Annotated in this window: 16 protein-coding genes; 2 read left to right on the forward strand and 14 right to left on the reverse strand. The window is 36.6% G+C overall.

Annotation, left to right across the window (positions count from 1 at the left end):
* Positions 1–2 precede the first annotated feature (2 nt).
* Together araA and KUA55_RS11540 are read right to left on the reverse strand one after the other, a co-directional pair.
* Positions 3–1418: an L-arabinose isomerase gene (gene araA / locus KUA55_RS11535; RefSeq protein ID WP_218326462.1), complete on the reverse strand. Its 1416-nt coding sequence runs from the start codon at positions 1416–1418 to the stop codon at positions 3–5.
* 171 nt (positions 1419–1589) lie between these two features.
* The gene (locus KUA55_RS11540) at positions 1590–2453 is read right to left on the reverse strand and encodes a ketose-bisphosphate aldolase (RefSeq protein WP_218326464.1); all 864 of its coding nucleotides are present in this window, start codon (positions 2451–2453) and stop codon (positions 1590–1592) included.
* Between the two features lie 160 nt (positions 2454–2613).
* Here KUA55_RS11540 and KUA55_RS11545 point away from each other — a divergent pair, with 160 nt between their 5' ends.
* Positions 2614–3378 (forward strand): DeoR/GlpR family DNA-binding transcription regulator, encoded by a 765-nt coding sequence (locus tag KUA55_RS11545; RefSeq protein ID WP_218326465.1) that lies wholly within the window; start codon positions 2614–2616, stop codon positions 3376–3378.
* Positions 3379–3500: 122 nt separating this feature from the next.
* On the opposite strand, the gene KUA55_RS11550 is transcribed toward KUA55_RS11545, so the two are convergent.
* The 10 genes from KUA55_RS11550 to KUA55_RS11595 all read right to left on the reverse strand — a co-directional run bounded on the left by KUA55_RS11550 (position 3501) and on the right by KUA55_RS11595 (position 14250).
* Entirely contained in the window at positions 3501–4946 is a 1446-nt protein-coding gene (locus KUA55_RS11550; protein ID WP_218326467.1) for an AcpB/EbpR/MafR family transcriptional regulator, read from the reverse strand.
* A gap of 44 nt (positions 4947–4990) precedes the next feature.
* Entirely contained in the window at positions 4991–5350 is a 360-nt protein-coding gene (locus tag KUA55_RS11555) for a type II toxin-antitoxin system PemK/MazF family toxin (protein ID WP_218326468.1), read from the reverse strand.
* Between the two features lie 13 nt (positions 5351–5363).
* On the reverse strand, positions 5364–6488 hold the full coding sequence (gene alr, locus KUA55_RS11560; protein WP_218326469.1) for an alanine racemase: 1125 nt from the start codon (positions 6486–6488) through the stop codon (positions 5364–5366).
* Between the two features lie 17 nt (positions 6489–6505).
* Complete coding sequence (acpS, locus tag KUA55_RS11565; RefSeq protein ID WP_218326471.1) at positions 6506–6859, reverse strand: holo-ACP synthase; 354 nt, start codon at positions 6857–6859, stop codon at positions 6506–6508.
* Positions 6860–7029: 170 nt separating this feature from the next.
* Positions 7030–8595 carry a degradosome RNA helicase CshA gene (cshA, locus tag KUA55_RS11570; RefSeq protein ID WP_218326472.1) on the reverse strand — a complete coding sequence of 522 codons (1566 nt, stop codon included), beginning with the start codon at positions 8593–8595 and terminating at the stop codon, positions 7030–7032.
* A gap of 307 nt (positions 8596–8902) precedes the next feature.
* A complete protein-coding gene (locus tag KUA55_RS11575; RefSeq protein WP_218326474.1) occupies positions 8903–10249 on the reverse strand; it encodes a UDP-N-acetylmuramoyl-tripeptide--D-alanyl-D-alanine ligase in 1347 nt (448 codons plus the stop codon).
* Between the two features lie 104 nt (positions 10250–10353).
* Positions 10354–11418, reverse strand: coding sequence for a D-alanine--D-alanine ligase (locus KUA55_RS11580; protein ID WP_218326476.1), 1065 nt, complete (start codon positions 11416–11418; stop codon positions 10354–10356).
* Positions 11419–11554: 136 nt separating this feature from the next.
* Positions 11555–12007, reverse strand: coding sequence for a YaiI/YqxD family protein (locus tag KUA55_RS11585; RefSeq protein WP_218326477.1), 453 nt, complete (start codon positions 12005–12007; stop codon positions 11555–11557).
* Positions 11991–13334, reverse strand: coding sequence for a hypothetical protein (locus KUA55_RS11590; RefSeq protein ID WP_218326478.1), 1344 nt, complete (start codon positions 13332–13334; stop codon positions 11991–11993). Before KUA55_RS11590 ends, KUA55_RS11585 begins: the two co-directional genes overlap by 17 nt.
* A 16-nt stretch (positions 13335–13350) precedes the next feature.
* A complete protein-coding gene (locus KUA55_RS11595) occupies positions 13351–14250 on the reverse strand; it encodes a metallophosphoesterase (RefSeq protein WP_218326479.1) in 900 nt (299 codons plus the stop codon).
* A gap of 133 nt (positions 14251–14383) precedes the next feature.
* On the opposite strand from KUA55_RS11595, the gene KUA55_RS11600 reads away from it, so the two are divergent.
* Complete coding sequence (locus tag KUA55_RS11600) at positions 14384–14788, forward strand: hypothetical protein (protein WP_218326480.1); 405 nt, start codon at positions 14384–14386, stop codon at positions 14786–14788.
* Between the two features lie 41 nt (positions 14789–14829).
* On the opposite strand, the gene gshAB is transcribed toward KUA55_RS11600, so the two are convergent.
* Together gshAB and ftsY are read right to left on the reverse strand one after the other, a co-directional pair.
* A complete protein-coding gene (gene gshAB, locus KUA55_RS11605) occupies positions 14830–17094 on the reverse strand; it encodes a bifunctional glutamate--cysteine ligase GshA/glutathione synthetase GshB (protein WP_218326481.1) in 2265 nt (754 codons plus the stop codon).
* A 142-nt stretch (positions 17095–17236) separates the two neighbouring features.
* Entirely contained in the window at positions 17237–18721 is a 1485-nt protein-coding gene (gene ftsY / locus KUA55_RS11610; protein WP_218326726.1) for a signal recognition particle-docking protein FtsY, read from the reverse strand.
* Positions 18722–18846: the final 125 nt, after the last annotated feature.

Below are 18846 nucleotides of genomic sequence, written 5' to 3' on the forward strand. Positions count from 1 at the left end.
TTTTATTTAATCAGCGTCCATTTAAGATTTAGCAAATCACATAAGTCAGTAATTTGCTCTGCATTTAAAGCTAAAGAATAAACTGTATGATGACCACCACCTGCTTCTAACCATTTTCGAACTCCTTGGCTGAAATCTGGTAATGGTTTCCACAAAACACAAGCTACAGGTAAATTAGGGGAATCAGCTGCTTTACAATTAATTGCTTCAATCTTGTTTATAATTATTTCGTATTCATTTCCATTGTGAATCATGCAAGTGACTGTTCCCGAACCTGCCTTTCCACCAAAAACTAATCTAGCAGGGTCTTCCTTGCCGCCAATTCCTAAAGGTGCCACTTCCAAAATTGGTTTTTCATTTGCTAACACTGGATCCACTTCTAACATGTGGGCTCCCATAATGTATTCGTTATTTTTATTGAGGTTATAAGTATAATCTTCCATAAATCCTGTTTGATTGTTTTTTGCTAAATGTTTAAGTAAATATGTCAAAGCAGCAGTTTTCCAATCACCTTCGCCAGCAAATCCGTATCCTTTGACCATCAATCGTTGAACAGCCAGACCAGGTAATTGTTTCAAACCATGTAAATCTTCAAAATTTGAAGTAAATCCTTGATAATTATTTTTAATAAGAAATTTTTCTAAAGCAATTTCCATTTTAGCTTGCTCTTTTGTATGTTCTTCAAAAAATTCAGACTGCTTATTTTCATCAGATATTTCATATTCTGTTAAATATTCTTGATATACTTGATCGATTTCTGCTGTTGATACTTGCTCCATCTCAGCAACTAAATCACCGACACCGTAATAATCAACTTCCCAACCAAGATCGATTAAAGCAGAAACTTTATCCCCTTCAGTGTCCGCAACATTTCGCATATTATCACCAAAACGAGCAATTCTAATATTTTCAGAAACAGCCGTCGTTTCTGCTAAGTTCATCCAACAATTGATTTGTTCAATCACTGTTTCATCCTGCCAATAACCGACAACAATTTTATTTTTCATGTCTAACCTTTTATTGATAAAAGAAAATTCGCGGTCACCATGGGCACTTTGATTTAAATTCATAAAATCCATATCAATTGTTTGCCATGGCAATTCTTCATTATATTGAGTAGCTAAATGCAACATTGGCTTTTGCAATTTTTTTAAGCCTTTCACCCAAGATTTAGCTGGAGAGAAAGTATGCATCCAAAAAATGACACCTTTGACTTCTTTTCGATAATTGGCTTCTAATACAAGATTCTCAATATTACTGGAGGAAATACCTAATTCTTTTAATTTCACAGGAAATTCAAAAACTTGATTACTGTTCCAATAATCAACCATTTCTTCAGCATGAGCGCGAACATGTGATAAGGCTTCTTCGCCGTAAAATTCAACACTACCTACGATAAACCAAAATTCATTCTGCATTATTTTAAATCCTCCTTGTTTTTATCTAGTTTGATTTTATATATTTGTTCATTGCCAATCAATATACGGCGCGAATGTTGAATGGCAATCAAGAAAGCGTGGTCATTTTTTCGATTACGAACATTTTGGAGCAAAAAAAGAAGTCTCTTTGCAAAAAGACTTCTCCATAGATTATTTATAATATTTTGCTGCACCAATTGTATTCATCACCGTAAATTTATGTTTCACAACTTTTTTAGCTGCTTCATTGGCAGAAGTATAAACCTCAAATGGTTCATAAACATCTGGATTCTCTACCAACTGTTTACTTAATTCAGCAAAGAAAGCACTTTTGACGTCGCTAGAAATATTTACTTTTGCAACCCCGTATTTCACTGATTCAGAAACTTCTGCGTCAGGGTTTCCTGATCCACCATGTAAAACAAATGGAATATCCAGTTTTTGATTTAGTTCTTTTAACAATTGAATATTTAATTTTGGCGTTACGTCTTTTGGATATAAACCATGGGCCGTCCCTATTGCTACCGCTAATGTATCGATGCCAGTTTCTTTCACAAAATAAATTGCTTGTTCTGGATCAGTATAAATAATTTCAGAACTGCCACCTTCAGAGCTACCATTATTTCCGATCGTTCCAATTTCAGCTTCTACTGAAACATTAACTGAATGCGCCATCTCAACAACTTTTTTCGTAATTGCAATATTGTCTTCAAGTGAATCATGGGAAGCATCAATCATCACAGATGTATAACCATTTTTAATTGCTCGTGTCACATTTTCTATATCAGCACCATGATCTAAATGAATAACCACAGGAACTTGACTTCTTAAAGCATATTCTTGAACTACTGAAACAAAATTATCGCCAACATAATCAATCTCCAACGGATGAATTTCTAAAATCACCGGAGAATTTGTTTCTTCAGCCGTTTCAATAATCGATTTTAAAATATCAAAACTGCTGATATTAAATGCTGGAACGGCAAATTTATTCTCCTTTGCCACCTTTAATAAGTCTTTCATCGTATAAAGCATCGTATCTACCTCCAAAATTTTATTTACAAATAAAGTATATCCTTTGCAAACATATAAACAATATCCTCCCGTAAAGTTGCTATTCGAGCATTTTTGTTTGCTTATTTGATTGATATTGAACAAGTGGTTTGGGATAATAGTTTAAAAAGAGGTCTAGCGGATGAAATTACACAAAAGACAAGAAGAAATACTAGACGTTTTAGCGAAAAAGAAATTTCAAACTGTTTCTTCCTTAGCCAAACAATTTTTTTCCAGTGAAGCAACTATTCGGAGAGATCTAACTCAGTTAGAAAAAAGAGGAGATGTCGAGCGAGTCAACGGAGGTGCTTTTTATGTAAAAGATGCCCATCTTGAACGGCCTATTTCCGTCACCAATTTAGATAATGGCGACAAAAAAGCAATCGTCGCTGCACTGGCACTGGATTATATTTCTGAAAATCAAATTATTTTCTTAGATTCCAGCAGCACTTGCTTTTACTTAGCGCAAAAATTAAGCTATTTCAATAATCTCACCATTGTAACTAACGGATTGTTGACTGCTCACATGTTATCTGAAGAAACCAATAATCGAATTTTTTCAACGGGTGGTGAAGTCTATTCTAAAAGATCCAGTGTAAATGGCTATCACGCTTTAAGATATATTGAAGAACACAATGCCGACTTACTCTTTTTATCTTGCAAAGGAATAAATACTCATGGCATCACCGATTTGACTGAGTCAGAAGCGTTAGTCAAAAAGAGTTTCCACAAAAAAACAGCAAAAACGATTTTATTAGTAGATAGTTCAAAATTTTCAACAGCTTTCTTTTGTGAAGCTTTAACATTAAATCAAATAGATGTCTTGATAACCGATGCAAAATTACCGTTAGATCTTGAAAAAGCTTGCCTAGAAAATGATATCGAAGTTATATTACCCGCAGAATAAATAAAAGACTTTACAAACAGTTCGATGTTTGTAAAGCCTTTTATTTTTATGGTTTCTGACTATGATCAATTTCCATTTGTTACAGTGTTAAATAATATTGATAATCGGTTTTAATATTGTTGCTATTTCACCTGTTTAATCACTTCATTAATCTGCTCAAAGTCAACTTCTGTTAAAAAATCATCTACCATCAAGCTATTTTCATAAGGATAATCCTTCACTACAAAATTTGTAACAACTAAATCGTATTTTTCAGCTTTTGCCAATTCTTCCGCAAATTCCCAAACAGAACCTTCATATAAATTTAGCTCTACCCGATAATAAAAACGGCTTTTGATTAATTCCATCACCATTTGCCCATGTTCATTACCAGAATCGCTAACCACTAAAATTTTGGCTTTGGTAGCATAAACATCTAGATGATGGGTCAATTCTCCCCAATCGGTAAAGACGACCCGTAAAATTTTAAAATAAAAACTAGTGAACCATGGAAAAATGGTATTTTTTTCTAAGTCACTCAGTAACTGCTGAACCAATTTTGAAAAGTGAGGATAATAGTTTTGTGCGGTTCTTGAAAAGAAAGCATCGTCATTAAATAAAATCATTCGACTATGGGGATATATATCGTAAGAGCGCTTTATCTGAGCAAAGCTTTGCACAATTTTCGTGCGGCTTTGTTCACTAATTGGTGTGCCAAAAAATTCGACTAATTGATTAACAAAAGCATCTGCATCTTTTTTCATACTGCCACCATCGTGACAAGTGATAAAGTAATCTAAAAAGAGTGAGTGGCTGACCTCTGTATACCAATTATCGTCAGTATGATAACGAGAATCTGCGATCGCTGCTTCGGCTAAAGGACGTAGTGGTTCTAGTGCTGACATTACTTCATCGGTGAATACTTCTTTGTTTTGATTATAAAAGCCTTGTGCTGTTCGAATAATTCCAACGGCTGCCAAGAATCCATACTCCATTTTTTTGCGATCACTTAAATGCACATTAAAAGTCTCGCTTGCTGCCGTAACAAAATCTAGAACTTTCAGCATATCTAGGTCAAAAGGAAATTTATCCAAGCCATATTTTTCAATAAAAACTTGTGTGTAAAAAATTCGGACCCAACGCTCATCTTTAGCAGTAATGCGAAATGGTTTGCGTTCCAATACCAAATCTCGTTTTTCTAAAACATCATCAATTAGGCGAATCATTCGATAAAAAGTCGCTTCACTGACGAATAGTTCTCGCATCCAGTATTCAGCATCTTGTTCCGGTTCAAAGTATACTTTTTCTAAAAATTGGAAACTTTCAGATTCCTCCATGATATCATGGGCCAATGGGCGAATCTTATTTTGCATCGTACTGTCCAAACGAATGCCTTTTGCTTTAGAATATTCAATCCCGATTTTGTCGCCCCAATCACTATTAATCGCATCGACGTCAGTCAAAATCGTTTTCGGTGTACAATCTAATAAATTTGCCAGTAGATTAGGATCTTGCCAATCATGAAAATCTCGTAAAATACCAATAATTGAAATGCGTCGCTGAGCTGAAGTTTTCAATAAATTTTTCACATAAACCCTCCTTTATCTCACTATTTTAAACTATGTATATATTCTTATGGTAAAACTGTCATTGTTTCAATACCGACACTGATTCTTAATGCTGCATCGACTTCTTCCATCACTTCTTTTTCCAAGTGACATACTTTTTCCTTCAATCGACATTTATCAATTGTCCGAATCTGCTCTAATAAGATGACTGAATCTCTTTCAATGCCTGTACCATCCGATTCAATGCCGATATGTGTTGGCAATTTTGGTTTAGCCATTTTTGCAGTAATTGCCGCGACAATAATTGTCGGACTAAAATGATTGCCTAAATTATTTTGAATAACTAATACTGGACGAATGCCGCCTTGCTCTGAACCGACTACTGGAGACAAGTCAGCAAAATAAATGTCGCCGCGTTTAACCATTAACCCTAACCCCCTATTCTCGATACATCCTCGGTACACGTTCTGAAAGCAGACAAGCAACCTCGTAATGAATCGTTTCTAAATAATCGGCAACTTGTTGCATGGTAATTTCTTTACCGCCATTTTTACCAATTAACGTTACTTTTGTACCCACTGGATATTTCTTTGGCAAACGAATCATTAATTGATCCATACACACCCGACCGACAATTTCGCAAGCTTGACCATCTACCAACAATGAAAATCCTTGCATTTTGCGGACCCAACCATCGGCATATCCAATTGGAACTGTACCAATCCATTCACTTTCTTTTGTCGTATATGTTTTACCATAACCGATACCTTCATCTTTTGGTAACTCTTTGACTTGAATCACTTCAGAAATTAATTCTAAAGCTGGATTCAAATGATAAGGTTCCGTTAAAACATCACCAGAAGGATTTAATCCATACATTGCTACCCCATAGCGAATGACATTACCCAACATTTCATCCTCATGCCATAAAGTGGTGGCACTGTTACTAGCGTGGATGTAACGAGGCATTTTTGTTAAATTTTCTAGCATTGTTTTAAAACGACTGGCTTGTTTTTTTAAATAGCTTTGATCAACTTCATCAGCAGTCGCAAAATGAGTAAAAATACCTTCCCATTCCATTTTATCAGAAGATTCTAGCAAGTCGATGGCTTCTTTTAAATCAGGCTCTTCACGAAAACCAATTCTTCCCATGCCGCTATCAACTTTTAGATGTATTTTAACAGGATGGTTTTCACCAAAAGTTTCTAATATATCTTGAGCATCCACTAACCATTCTTTAGTCGCTACGGTAATCGATAGATCGTAATCTAAAACCACCGATAAATAACTAGGAAAAACTACACTTAAAATTAAGATCGGTTCAATAATGCCCGATTCTCTTAATTCAATTGCCTCATCTAAAGTTGCGACACAAAAACCTGCCGCGCCAGCTGCCAGTGCTGCCTGAGCCACTGGAACCGCACCGTGTCCGTAGCCATTGGCTTTAACTACCGCAAACATCTCGGTTCCTGCTGGTAATCGTTTGACTTCTTTTTTTATATTTTCAAAAATTGCCTTACGGTGAATAATTGCCCGTGTTGGCCGATGATAGGTGACTACCATATTGTTTGACCTTCTTTCTATCTCTCCAATAAAACTTGCGCAATCGCAATCTCTTCAGTATGAGTCAACGTCACAAAGACTTGATCCAAAGGATGGGGAGATTTAGTAAAGATCGGGGAGCCTTTTTGATTTCTTAAAATTTCTAAATCTTGAAAACTGATTTCACCAATCCCTGTTCCCCAAGCTTTTGAAAAAGCTTCTTTACAAGCATAACGACCGGCCAGAAATTCAACTTGGCGTTGTTTAATGTGGGCATCAAATAATTCGATTTCTCCTGGTGTTAAAATTCGTGAAATAAAATGCGGCCGTCGTTCAATAATTTTTTCAATTCTTGCTAATTCGACAGCATCAATTCCAATACCTTTAATCATTTATTCTAACCTTTCTAACTGGTTATCACTAGTCTGTCATAAAAACTCTTTAAAATACTATGTTTCATTTTACCTCAAATTAAATCTCCTAGCAAAATTAATCTGAACTTATGACAAAAGTGTCACTTATATAAAAAAAACTGTGCCAAATAAATGGCACAGCTTCTTGATTAATCGTTATTTGTTCGAATCACAAAGCCACGTTTTTTATCGTTGGGACGATTATTGTTGCTTTTAGGTTTGCGATTTGAATAATTTTTATTTTTGCGATCGCGGTCTTTGAAACCATCTTTGCGATCTTTACGGTAGTTTTCTTTGTTGCCACCACCACTGCCGCCACCGCGGTTACGATTACCACCACTATTGTTGCGTTTGCCACGATAGTTTCCACCACCGCCTTTTTTATTGGCTGGTAATGGACGTTCTGGTGTAATTTTAACTGGAACAGCATCGGATGGATCTTTAGCCATCACTTTAAGTAGCAATTCAGTTAATTCTTCTGGTGAATAAGTAGCTAACAAATCTTTGGCAGAGTCAGCATATTTTTCTAAATCATTATGCTTTTCTTCCATTTGTTTTTCAATTTCTTCAATCGCTGCACCTAATTGACCTTTGAATGCTTCTTTTTCAGTTGGTGGACGTAAAGCTGTCATGCGTTTTTTCGTTAAGTTTTCGATAACATGTAAGTAACTCATTTCGTTTGGTGTTACGAAAGTTACTGACATCCCACCTTTACCAGCACGACCAGTCCGACCAATGCGGTGAACATAACTTTCTGGATCTTGAGGAATATCATAGTTATAAACGTGTGTCACACCTGAGATATCTAATCCGCGGGCAGCCACATCAGTTGCCACTAAAATATCTAAGTCTCCATTTTTAAATGAACGTAAAACGCTCATCCGTTTTTGTTGTGATAAATCACCATGGATACCTTCAGCACGGTAACCACGAGCTTCTAAACCACGTGCCAATTCATCTACACGACGTTTTGTCCGGCCAAAAACAATGGCTAATTCAGGTGTTTGAACATCAAATAAACGAGTCATGATGTCAAATTTTTCATAATCTTTTGCCCGTACGTAATATTGATCAATTAAGTCAGCTGTCATTTCTTTGGCTTTGATTTTTACGTGTTCTGGGTCTTTCATAAACTTCACGCCGATTTTTTTAATTGCATCAGGCATTGTAGCTGAGAACAATAAGGTTTGGCGTGTCGCTGGGACTTTACTAATAATGCTTTCGATGTCTTCTAAAAAGCCCATGTTTAGCATTTCGTCAGCTTCATCTAAAACTAATGTTTCAACAGTTTCAAGTTTTAGCGTATGACGTTTGATATGGTCAAGCATCCGACCTGGTGTACCCACAACAATATGTGGACGATCTTTCAAGCCACGAATTTGGCGACCAATATCAGCACCACCGTAAACAGCTTGCACTTTAATTTTTTTGTCGCGACCTAAACGGAATAATTCTTCTTGTGTTTGGATAGCCAACTCACGAGTTGGAGCAATCACTAATCCTTGTAATTCTTGACGACTGGCATCGATTTTAGTTAACATTGGTAAACCAAAAGCAGCTGTTTTACCAGTTCCTGTTTGGGCTTGACCGATTACATCACGGCCATCTAAAGCCAATGGAATGGTTTGGGCTTGAATCGGTGTTGCTTCCTCAAAGCCAGCGCGCTCAATCGCTTTTAGTAACGTATCTGGTAACTGTAATTCTGTAAATTTCAAATATAAATCCTCCTAATAATTTTGACTCTTTTTTTCAGCGTATTTGTCGTATCTAACCAACGCACTGACTGGTCCCATCAGTCAATTCCTTGTGATACCACCGAAAAATCGCTAGAAGTCAACTAGGCAGGACAAATGAGTTTGTTCCACCTTTTTATCTACAAATCTATCTTGCAAACAATTGGAGTGAGACAACAAGTTAGTCATCTCACTCCAAAAAATTTATTTGAATGATAATTATCACTTCATCTTTCGGCTATAAAATATTAGCACAAATTCTCGCTTTCTGCAAGTTTACACTATTATTTTACAAAGCTGTAATCACTTCTAACAACCCCATGCCGTTACTACCTTTTAAAACAATGCTATCTTCTGGCTGTAAATCCTGTAAAATTTGGGCAATCATTTCAGCCTTTTGTTCTTTAGTAAAATAATGCACGGTTAAGCTAGGCTGAGTTTGAGCCAAACGGTTTTTTAAATAAATCATCTCAGCACCATATAAATAAAGTACTTGATACGCTTCATTAATATGATTCGCCATTTCAGCATGTAATTGATTGGTATCTGGTCCTAATTCCAACATATCAGCTAAAACAGCTATTCTTCGACCATTTGTTGGTAATTTACTAAATGTATCTAAAACCAAGCCCATTGCAGTTGGATTCGCATTGTAAACGTCCGATAAAATATCCGCACCATTTGTCGCCTTCAACCATTGAGTCCGATTTTGAGTGATTTCTACTAAAGCTAAACCACGGCTAATTTCTTCAGCAGCTAGTCCGTACCAGCGTCCAATAGCAAGTGCGATTAACGCATTTTTGACATTGTAACTACCAGGCATCGGAATTTGATAGGTAGCTTGATCAACTTCAAAAACAGTGTGATTTTTTGTTTCTTCGACAATGTTTGCTGAAAGGTCACCAGCTCCAATCCCAAAAGTTTCAACTTTTTGGACAAAATTTTCTACTCGGGTACTCAATAAGGCATCTTCTGCAGGAATGACTAACAAGCCATCATCGATTAAACCGTGGACAATCTCTAATTTTGCTTCTGCAATTGCTTCACGAGAACCTAAATTTTCGATGTGGGCTTCACCAATCATCGTGATTGCCGCAACGTCTGGTTGGGCCAACTCAGAAAGAATATCAATCTCGCCAGCATGATCCATGCCCATTTCTAATATTAATTTTTCGGTTCCTTCAGGCATATGCAAAATAGTGTAAGGCAAACCAATATTATTATTATAGTTTCCTTGAGTTTTATACGTCTGATATTTTTGGCTCAAAACAGCTGCGGTCATATCTTTGGTGGTTGTTTTACCATTTGAACCGGTAATTCCAATCACATCAGGATTTTCTTCCAATAAATAATAACTAGCTAACGACTGAAAAGCCTTCAACACATCTTCTACTAAGATAACAGCAATTTCTGATGGCGCTAAACTGGCATCTTTACTCCATAAAACGGCACTAGCACCATTTTCAATCGCCTTATCGACGAAATCATGACCGTCATTTGTTCCTTGCAACGGGACAAATAAATTTCCTTGAGTGATCTTTCGCGAATCAAACTCTGCTCCAGTTACTCTAGTTTCTTCGTCACCGACTAATTCACCTAAAACAGCCGTCGCCACAATCTTGACTGTAAAATTCATGCTTGTCCTCCTAAAACAACCGCTCAAAGCGATTAAACCATTTGCCTTTTGACTTATTCTTATGTATAAAATTGGCAATTGTTAAAAAAACAACTGCCAACTTTTTATTCGAAATTCGCTTTTTGTCGATAGCGTTTTAAACCTAATTGAATCAATTCTTCAACTAAATCACCATATTTTAGTCCCATATTCTCCCATAAAGAAGGATACATACTAAATTCAGTGAATCCAGGCATCGTATTTAATTCGTTCAAAAAGAGTTCATTTTTATTTGTTAAAAAGAAATCACAGCGAGATAAACCACTACCACCTAACATAGTGTAGGCTAATTTACCATATTTTTGGGTAGACTCAACCACCTCAGCTGGCACATCAGCTGGGATAACCATTTCGATTTTATTGTCAATGTATTTCGCGTTGTAATCATAGAAAGCGACCTCTTTAACAATTTCACCAGGTGCAGTCGTGCGAACATCATCATTACCTAAAATCGCAATTTCAATTTCTCGCGCATCAATACCTTGTTCAACTAATGCCCGTGAATCAAATCGGTAAGCTTCTTCTAAAGCGTTTTGTAAGTCTTCCCGATTTTCTGCTTTGGTAATACCTACCGAAGAACCCATGTTAGCTGGCTTAATAAACATTGGATACAACAAAGTACCTTCACACTTATCAAACACTTGCTTAGGATTTTCTTTCCATTGATTTTTTAAAACAGGAACAAATGGAACTTGTGGAATGCCAGCAGCTTGTAAAATGTATTTAGTCATAATTTTATCCATGGCATTGGCACTAGTCATGACACCGGCTCCGACATAAGGCATATCAATTGTTTCTAGGAAACCTTGAATCGTACCGTCTTCACCGTTTGGTCCATGTAAAACTGGAAAGACAATCGCATCTTCTTCTTTGATATCGCCAGGTGCGATTAATTTTCCGCTAAAGCCAATCGTTTCATTACCAGAAGGATCCCAAGACAAACGTAAAGTTTGATCTGTTGTAGGAGCCTCCGTAAGTAACGGTCCTTTGATCCATTGACCCTCACGGGAGATATACACCAGTTGCACTTGATAATAATCAAAATAAATTGCTGAAATTACAGAAAAAGCAGATAAGATTGCCACATCATGTTCCGGACTTTTTCCTCCGTATAGTAATACTATTTTCAAAACATATCCTCCATTACTTTTTCGATCCTGTCTATTTTAGCACAAAATCACCTTAGACTATAAATTTTTTTTGCTTATCTTCGTTACTTTTCGTGTCTGCTTAGCGCTAGTAAGGATTTTCCCTTTTTAAATTAAGCTAGTGACTTTCATTTTCTAGAATTATTTTTTCTAAATTTGTTCGAAAAATTTGTCGATCTTCTTCAGTATAGGCTTTTGGCCCTTTTGTACGCTTATTCGCTTTTCGCATTTGTGCGCCGTAAAATCGCTGCTCCAATAAAGAATCGATATTCATTTTGGTGTAGCGCATCCCTGATTGATGCAAGACGGCAAAAGCTTTACTGATAGTTAATGAAGCCAAGCCATAATCTTGCGTAATCAATATATCTGGTGACTGGATGACTGAAACGATTTTGAAATCAGCTGAATCTTGTCCTCGATCAACATACACGAAGGTAACAAAATCAGGATATTCTTTGGTGGAGTAATGATCGATACTAGTGACAATTACCACCGGTAAATGATATTTTTCAGCAATTTCGATGGTCGTATCTTTAACTGGTGAACCGTCACCATCAATGATTAACCGCATGTTTTTCAATCCTTTCCACTATTATTAAAGCAATTAACAAGCAAATAATTGAAACTTGTTTGATAATTGTCATCACAGCTACAAAATCTACTGGCTGTTGTTGATACAATAGAATACTTTGTAACGGATCATGGCGTAAATACAGCACCAAAGTCATGCCTACCATCATCATAAATTGATGAAAAATACTGCCTAAATTTGCAGTAGCGTATTTTGCCGTAAATTTTCGACTAGCTGGAATCTTATCGCTCTCATCGTAAAGTTGATTCAACCACTGATTGATACTTTTTTGAAAGAAAGTCAGTACAAAAATCCCTAATGAAAAGAAACTCGGGATAAGCATTAATAATAAGCCGATTCCTAAACCAAACAACTGACTATGCAATGATTTATTTGTCTTACGCCGAACTTTTTCACCAAACAAACTAGCCAAAATCATACCGACCGCATAAGGAATAAACAACATATAAACCAATTGCGCTCGACCATAAACAGCGGATACGTAAAATGAACCAAACAATATAATAAAATTACCAAAGATTCCATTGAGAAAGGTTATAAGATTTTGCCAAAGGGGCAATACCCACTGCTGATACTTGCGTTGTAAACTGAAAATAAGCGTTAGAAAAAGCAGCGTAAACCCCAAAATCGCGATATTTAAATAAAATTCATTGAACATTAATCGCCCACTGCGTAATAGAAATAAAATGACAAAAAATAGCGCAAAATAAATAAATTCTCTAAGAGAAAACATTTGCCGTGACAGATGTTTAAAATCCAGTTGATAATCAGGATGGCGACGAATCCCATAATAAGCAGCAATAAAATAAATTGTCAATATTGCTGGAACAATCAACATTTGCTTACTTAATGGCAATGTCAGTCCCCAGAACAAAGGAATTAATAATAGCAATACCAATAAATATTGCCAGTTAGGCATCTTCGCCTGACCCTGTTTTTTCTCATAAAAATGGACACTGACATTGGCTGGTGGCAACCAAGCGGCACAAAGTCCTAAGCCAATTCCTCCGATTAAATAAAATGTTGGATAAACTTCTCCTAGCAAACTAAAAATACTGCCTAAACTACCGATTAGTAGCGCAACTATCATTAGCGTATATTTTTCAATTGGTTCCTTCAACCCTTTTAATAAAAATATCCCTGTCATACGAAAAGTATAAAATAAAACGAACGGTAAGACAGATATAACTTGTCGGCCGTTTAACAAATGAATATACATAAAATAAGGAATTATCGTAATCAAATTACTAAGTAGAAAAGGGGTGGTTTCCACTGCTGCTGATACTATTTTACGAACTTTTTGCATGTTTTTCACTTCCTACTTAATAATCGACAAAAGTTAAACAAGCCGCAAATTCTTCGGCTAGATAACGATGCTTATATTGATCAAAAGCCTTTTGATGATCACGAATAATTCGCCGCATTTTCATGGGCACAAAACTATCGGCCAATTGATTGCTCAAAATAAAATTGCGGGTTAATTGCCATTCATAAAAATAACCAAAAGGTCGACAACTATAATTTGTGCCGTGAATGATCTTATCGGGAAAACGCCGATGGGTATGACCAAAAGCAACCTGTTCAATATTATCATATTGGTCTAAGAGTTTTCCTAATGAGGCGGCTCCTAAAAAAGCATTCATTTTATTCCAAACAGCATATTCACCAGTCATCTGGACAATAAACTCCGATTGAGGTACAAAATGTGTCGCTATCACCACTTGATAATTTTTTTCAGCTAATTCATCTAAAATTGGTTTTAATTCCTTCAAGATTCTTTGGGTAACTTCCTGATCGTTGCCATCTCGTGTAATCATTCGGTCATACCAATAGCGATTTTTGATAGCAATATTTTCTACGACATCTTGATTTTGAGAAAAGCCATAGTCGTACCAGCCATTTAAGCCCAGTAAAACTTTTTTATCATTTAAAGGTAAATAACGTAAATTTAAAAAATGACTGTCAGGATAATGCTCAATCATTTCTTCTCCTTGAATATCAGCCATTTCATGATTGCCTAAATTGAAAGTCGTTTCAATCCCAGACAAACGAAAAATTTGATTTATTTCCAAGGTGCGCTGCATTTTATTGGCGCTGTCACCAGCAAAATGCACCCAGGTTACTTCGTGTTCTCTCAAAACATTCAATAATATATTTAATTCAATCGTTTCAAAATGATTAATGTCGGCGTGCAAATCACTGATGATAGCTAATTTTCCCATTTTTTAAACGCCTCCTTCGACATTGCTCTATGGAAATTAAACCAATTTTCCCAGTGAAATGCAAATTCTTAGTAATTCTCATGTAAGCGCTATGCTATACTAAAGATAATTAAACAATCAGGAGGTGTCTGTTATGACTTATGATGAATTGCAAAAAGATTTACTTACTGCCTTAGACTTGCATATTGATATTTTAAAAGAAGTGGAAGACATCGAAAGTGAACATTTACCAGCTGTTTTATTTATGATGCGCAGTTTTGGTTTTATGTTAGATCGTGCACCAACCGTTTTAGCTGTGCACGATGAGGAAGAAATGATGTATTTGATGTTCCAATATTATAGCTTATTGACCGAGCTAAAATACAATCTTGCTTTCAACTTTCCTTATGCCAAAATGCAAGGAGAACCTTTGTTAGAAGTAGCCAAGCAATTCCCTTGTACCTACGAAAAAGAATTAAAAAAATGGTGGGAAGAAAAAACTGGCTTAACTGTTGAAGAAAGAAAACAGACCATCAAAATTGATGATTTTGCCTATTAAAAAATGTGCCGCAAGTGTAAAAATCACTTACGGCACATTTTTTAGCGTTTAATTTGCATTTCTGGATAGAGTAAAGTCAGCACGTCTTGAGTCAAGCGGCGACCTTGTCCGGCGTATGGGAAGATATGCATATGCATCGCTGGATTGAAGTTTGCTTCGATAATTCCATAATCTTGTTCATTTTCATAAGGTTTATGAATATCTGGAATAATCAAATCAATCCCACTAATTTTTGCTCCTAAAGCAGCTACTGCATCAACCGCAATTTTTTTGTAACTTTCATCGACTTCATCAGTGATATCGATCGAGTCGCCACCAGTAGAGATATTAGAGTTTTCCCGTAAAAATACTTGCTGACCTTCAGCTGGGACACTTTGGATGGTCATGCCTTGTTCTTTCAGCATCAACTGTTCTAATTCGCCTAATTGAATAATTTCTAAAGGAGCCCGATGATCGCTGCCTCGTAATGGATCTTGATTTTTTTCAGTCACTAATTCTTTAACTGTTTTTTTGCCATCACCAACGACATTGGCTGGGATTCTCAATAAAACAGCAGTGACCTCTCCATCAATTACGAAGAACCGGTATTCTGTTCCCACCATAAATTCTTCAACAATCACTTCTTGATCTTCTTTAAAAGCCAAGGCTAAACCAGTTTGATAATCCGCCAAAGCTGTTTCGCCTTTAAAAATAGTGATCCCGATTCCATAATTGGTTGATTTGGGTTTTATCACAAAAGCTTGTTGGGCAAATTTTGGATAGGCTTTTCTAGCTTCCATTAAACTGCTAAAGGTTTCCCCTTGAGGCACTCGGAAGCCTGCTTGAGCTAAGACCATTTTAGTAACAGTTTTATTGGCCATTAATAACGGCGAAATATACGTATCACGACTAGTCATATTGCCATTTTTTACATACTCATAATGGTCGCCATGTTGCAAACGAACAAATTGATCACTACGATCTAACACTTCTGCGCCAATCCCTTGTTGAATCGCATCAAATAATAATGCTTGGGTGGATAACTCCATCTCGGAAAAACCAGTTAATTGATAAGGCTTTTCATAAGCCTGATCATAATATTTTTTTCCTAAGTCAGTGGCAAAAGCCGCTTGCCCCTCTTTTTTATCAGCCGTTAAAACTCGGGCGGCAATTGTTTTCTCTGGCTGCTCTAACCAAGTCGCAAATTCTTCGATTAATTGACGATCTAAATCTAAGATATCAGCCATCTCTAACATCTCAGCAAAAATCTTTTGACCTTCTGCTAAGTAAGTCGTTTCTTTCAAAGGATGTTCTAATGAGACCTCTTCGTTACGGACAGCACCTTCTGCCACCCATTTATCAGCATTTTCGCCTTCATCAGTCCACAATAAATACAACATAAAGTATTGTAAAAACTCAACTTCTTGATAGTTAATTCCGATACGATCAAATGGATTCAAGTCAATATTGCGCAGCTCTACATAACGAATACCGTGATTAATTAAATCAGAAACCCGCTCCCCACCGCGTAAACGAACCGGCGCGTAGTATTCTTTTTCTTCAGATAAACGTCCCCGCTCAACATTTTCTAATAGGTCTTCGTTATATTTTTCTAAGCTTTCATAAGAAACCACCACATCTGGCTTGTTCACATAGCCAAAACGACTACTGCGAATACTGCGGACTGGCTCGTCTGGACGATCGTCGTCATAAAAATAACGAGCTTCACTTAAAGGGCTTGCGCCGAATAAATAAATAACCAGCCAACGATAATGCAAATAATTACGGGCAATCTTCATATATAATTCTGTTTTGAATTTTTCTAATGTCACTACTTCATTTTGTTGACGATATAGTTGCTTGACTAAATCTTCACCGTATTCAAAATTAAAGTGAATCCCGCTAACCATTTGTTTTCTTTTACCATAAACCCGCGCTAAAAAACGACGATATAAAACATCCTCGTGGCGGAAAAGTTTGGCAATATCAATTTCATCTTCATTTTCTGGTAAGGCTGGCGGCATTGATAACGGCCACATCATTTCATTTTCAGGCATACTTCTTTGAGTCACATCATGGATCGCTTCTAAATAAGCCAGTACATCAGTAATATTTTCGGCAACTGGTGTCACTAATTCTAATTGTGTTTCTGCAAAATCTGTTTGGATATACGGATGAAACAAACGATCACCTACAGTCTTAGGATGATCTGATGTGACTAATTCACCTGCTAAATTGACACGCTGGCTTTCTTTTTCAATGCCAAAACGTGCCTGCAGTAAATAAGGAATCACTTTATCTGCTTGCATCATTTTTTTAATATTCATGGATTCTTCCTCCCCCGCTCATTATATAAAAAAAAGTTCAGGAATCAAAAAATAATTGCTTAAAACCCTAAAATTTCTCGTTCAAATGAAGAACCCCTAAAAACTGGACAGAATGGCCAATTTTTAGGGGAAAGACTTCAATTTATTCCGCTTGTAATAATCCTTTAAATAAACCTATCGCAAAATCATTAGGATTAAAGACTTCTAAATCATTGATACCTTCGCCTAATCCAACTAATTTCACCGGTAATTGCAATTCATTACGAATGGCTAAAACAATCCCACCTTTAGCAGTCCCGTCTAGTTTTGTTAAAACCAAACCAGTTAAGTCCGTGGTTTCTTTAAATTGACGGGCTTGACTCAATGCATTTTGACCAGTTGTAGCATCAACTACCAATAGCACTTCATGAGGAGCTGATGGAATTTCCCGTTGGATCACTCGTTTGATTTTTTCCAACTCGTTCATCAAATTGACTTTATTTTGCAAACGACCTGCTGTATCAATCAATAGAACATCGTAATCGCCATTTTTGGCTTGATTGACCGCATCAAAAACAACTGCTGCCGGATCGCCACCCGCTTTCCCTCGAACCACTTCAACTCCAGAGCGTTCGCCCCAAACAATTAACTGGTCAATCGCTCCAGCCCGGAAAGTATCTGCCGCTGCTAGTAAAACCTTTTTGCCTTCATTTTTATATTGATGAGCTAATTTCCCGATACTGGTTGTTTTACCTGTACCGTTGACGCCAACAAATAAAATCACGCTTAATTGATCTGTTTGCAAATTAATTTGGTTATTTTCATCTACGCCTTCTGCTTCATAAATATCCACTAACTTTTCAATAATGACATTTTGAATTTGTGCGGGCTTTTTAGCATTCTGCAACTTAACTTCTTGACGCAAAGCATCAGTTAATTTTAATGCCGTATCAAAGCCAACATCGGCGCCAATCAAAGTTTCTTCTAAATCTTCGAAGAATTCTTCATCGACACGGCGGAAACGAGCGAATAATTCATTCATCCGTTGACCAAAAGATTTACGCGTTTTTTCCAAACCTTTGTCGTATTTATTTTGAATTTCTTCCGCTGTTTCAGCTTCTTCGACTATTTCTGGTTGATTATTTGCTTCTGCAACAGTTTCAACTGGCAAATCAATTTCTGTGTCAGTAGTAATCTCAGCTGTATTTTCTTGCTCTGCCATCGTGACAGGCATTTCTTCAACTTCAACCGTTTCTTCAATTGGTACAATGGGTTCTTCATCAGCATTTTTTTCTGAAACTCTTTCCAATACTTCATCAACAAAAGTTTTCTTCGGTGCTTCTGTTATTTCTGCATTATCGAGTGTTTCTACTGACTCAGCTTCCGGTGCTATTGGTTCTGCCGCACCAGCATTCTTTTCAGCTGATAATTCTAACGCTTCTGTAATTGATGGCGTTTCTGTTGATTCAATCGCTTCATTTTCTGCATTCACTTCTTCAGTTGTTTCAATTGGTCCTGCCGTCTCTGTCAGATTTTCATCTGGAACTACTGGTTCTGCCGCACCAGCATTTTTTTCCGCTGATAATTCTAAAGCTTCTTGTGTCAGAGATTTTTCAGTTTCATCATTACTTGCAACCTCTTCTGGCATAACTGTATTTTCTTCAGAGGTTTGATTTGTAGCCTCTTCGACTGGTGTATTTTCTTCTGTTACTTCAGGTTTTTCTACTTGTTCTGCTTTAAAAGCATTTTTTATTCGATCAAATAAGCCCATCT

This window comes from Enterococcus alishanensis (assembly GCF_019218635.1).
GTDB lineage: Bacteria > Bacillota > Bacilli > Lactobacillales > Enterococcaceae > Enterococcus_A > Enterococcus_A alishanensis.

What these genes read in the sequence shown, in the direction of transcription:
- araA (WP_218326462.1), bottom strand. Translation starts at nt 1,418, where the DNA reads ATGCAGAATGAATTTTGGTTTATCGTAGGTAGTGTTGAATTTTACGGC.
- KUA55_RS11540 (WP_218326464.1), bottom strand. Translation starts at nt 2,453, where the DNA reads ATGCTTTATACGATGAAAGACTTATTAAAGGTGGCAAAGGAGAATAAA.
- KUA55_RS11545 (WP_218326465.1), top strand. Translation starts at nt 2,614, where the DNA reads ATGAAATTACACAAAAGACAAGAAGAAATACTAGACGTTTTAGCGAAA.
- KUA55_RS11555 (WP_218326468.1), bottom strand. Translation starts at nt 5,350, where the DNA reads ATGGTTAAACGCGGCGACATTTATTTTGCTGACTTGTCTCCAGTAGTC.
- alr (WP_218326469.1), bottom strand. Translation starts at nt 6,488, where the DNA reads ATGGTAGTCACCTATCATCGGCCAACACGGGCAATTATTCACCGTAAG.
- acpS (WP_218326471.1), bottom strand. Translation starts at nt 6,859, where the DNA reads ATGATTAAAGGTATTGGAATTGATGCTGTCGAATTAGCAAGAATTGAA.
- KUA55_RS11575 (WP_218326474.1), bottom strand. Translation starts at nt 10,249, where the DNA reads ATGAATTTTACAGTCAAGATTGTGGCGACGGCTGTTTTAGGTGAATTA.
- KUA55_RS11585 (WP_218326477.1), bottom strand. Translation starts at nt 12,007, where the DNA reads ATGCGGTTAATCATTGATGGTGACGGTTCACCAGTTAAAGATACGACC.
- KUA55_RS11590 (WP_218326478.1), bottom strand. Translation starts at nt 13,334, where the DNA reads ATGCAAAAAGTTCGTAAAATAGTATCAGCAGCAGTGGAAACCACCCCT.
- KUA55_RS11595 (WP_218326479.1), bottom strand. Translation starts at nt 14,250, where the DNA reads ATGGGAAAATTAGCTATCATCAGTGATTTGCACGCCGACATTAATCAT.
- KUA55_RS11600 (WP_218326480.1), top strand. Translation starts at nt 14,384, where the DNA reads ATGACTTATGATGAATTGCAAAAAGATTTACTTACTGCCTTAGACTTG.
- gshAB (WP_218326481.1), bottom strand. Translation starts at nt 17,094, where the DNA reads ATGAATATTAAAAAAATGATGCAAGCAGATAAAGTGATTCCTTATTTA.
- ftsY (WP_218326726.1), bottom strand. Translation starts at nt 18,721, where the DNA reads ATGCCAGAAGAGGTTGCAAGTAATGATGAAACTGAAAAATCTCTGACA.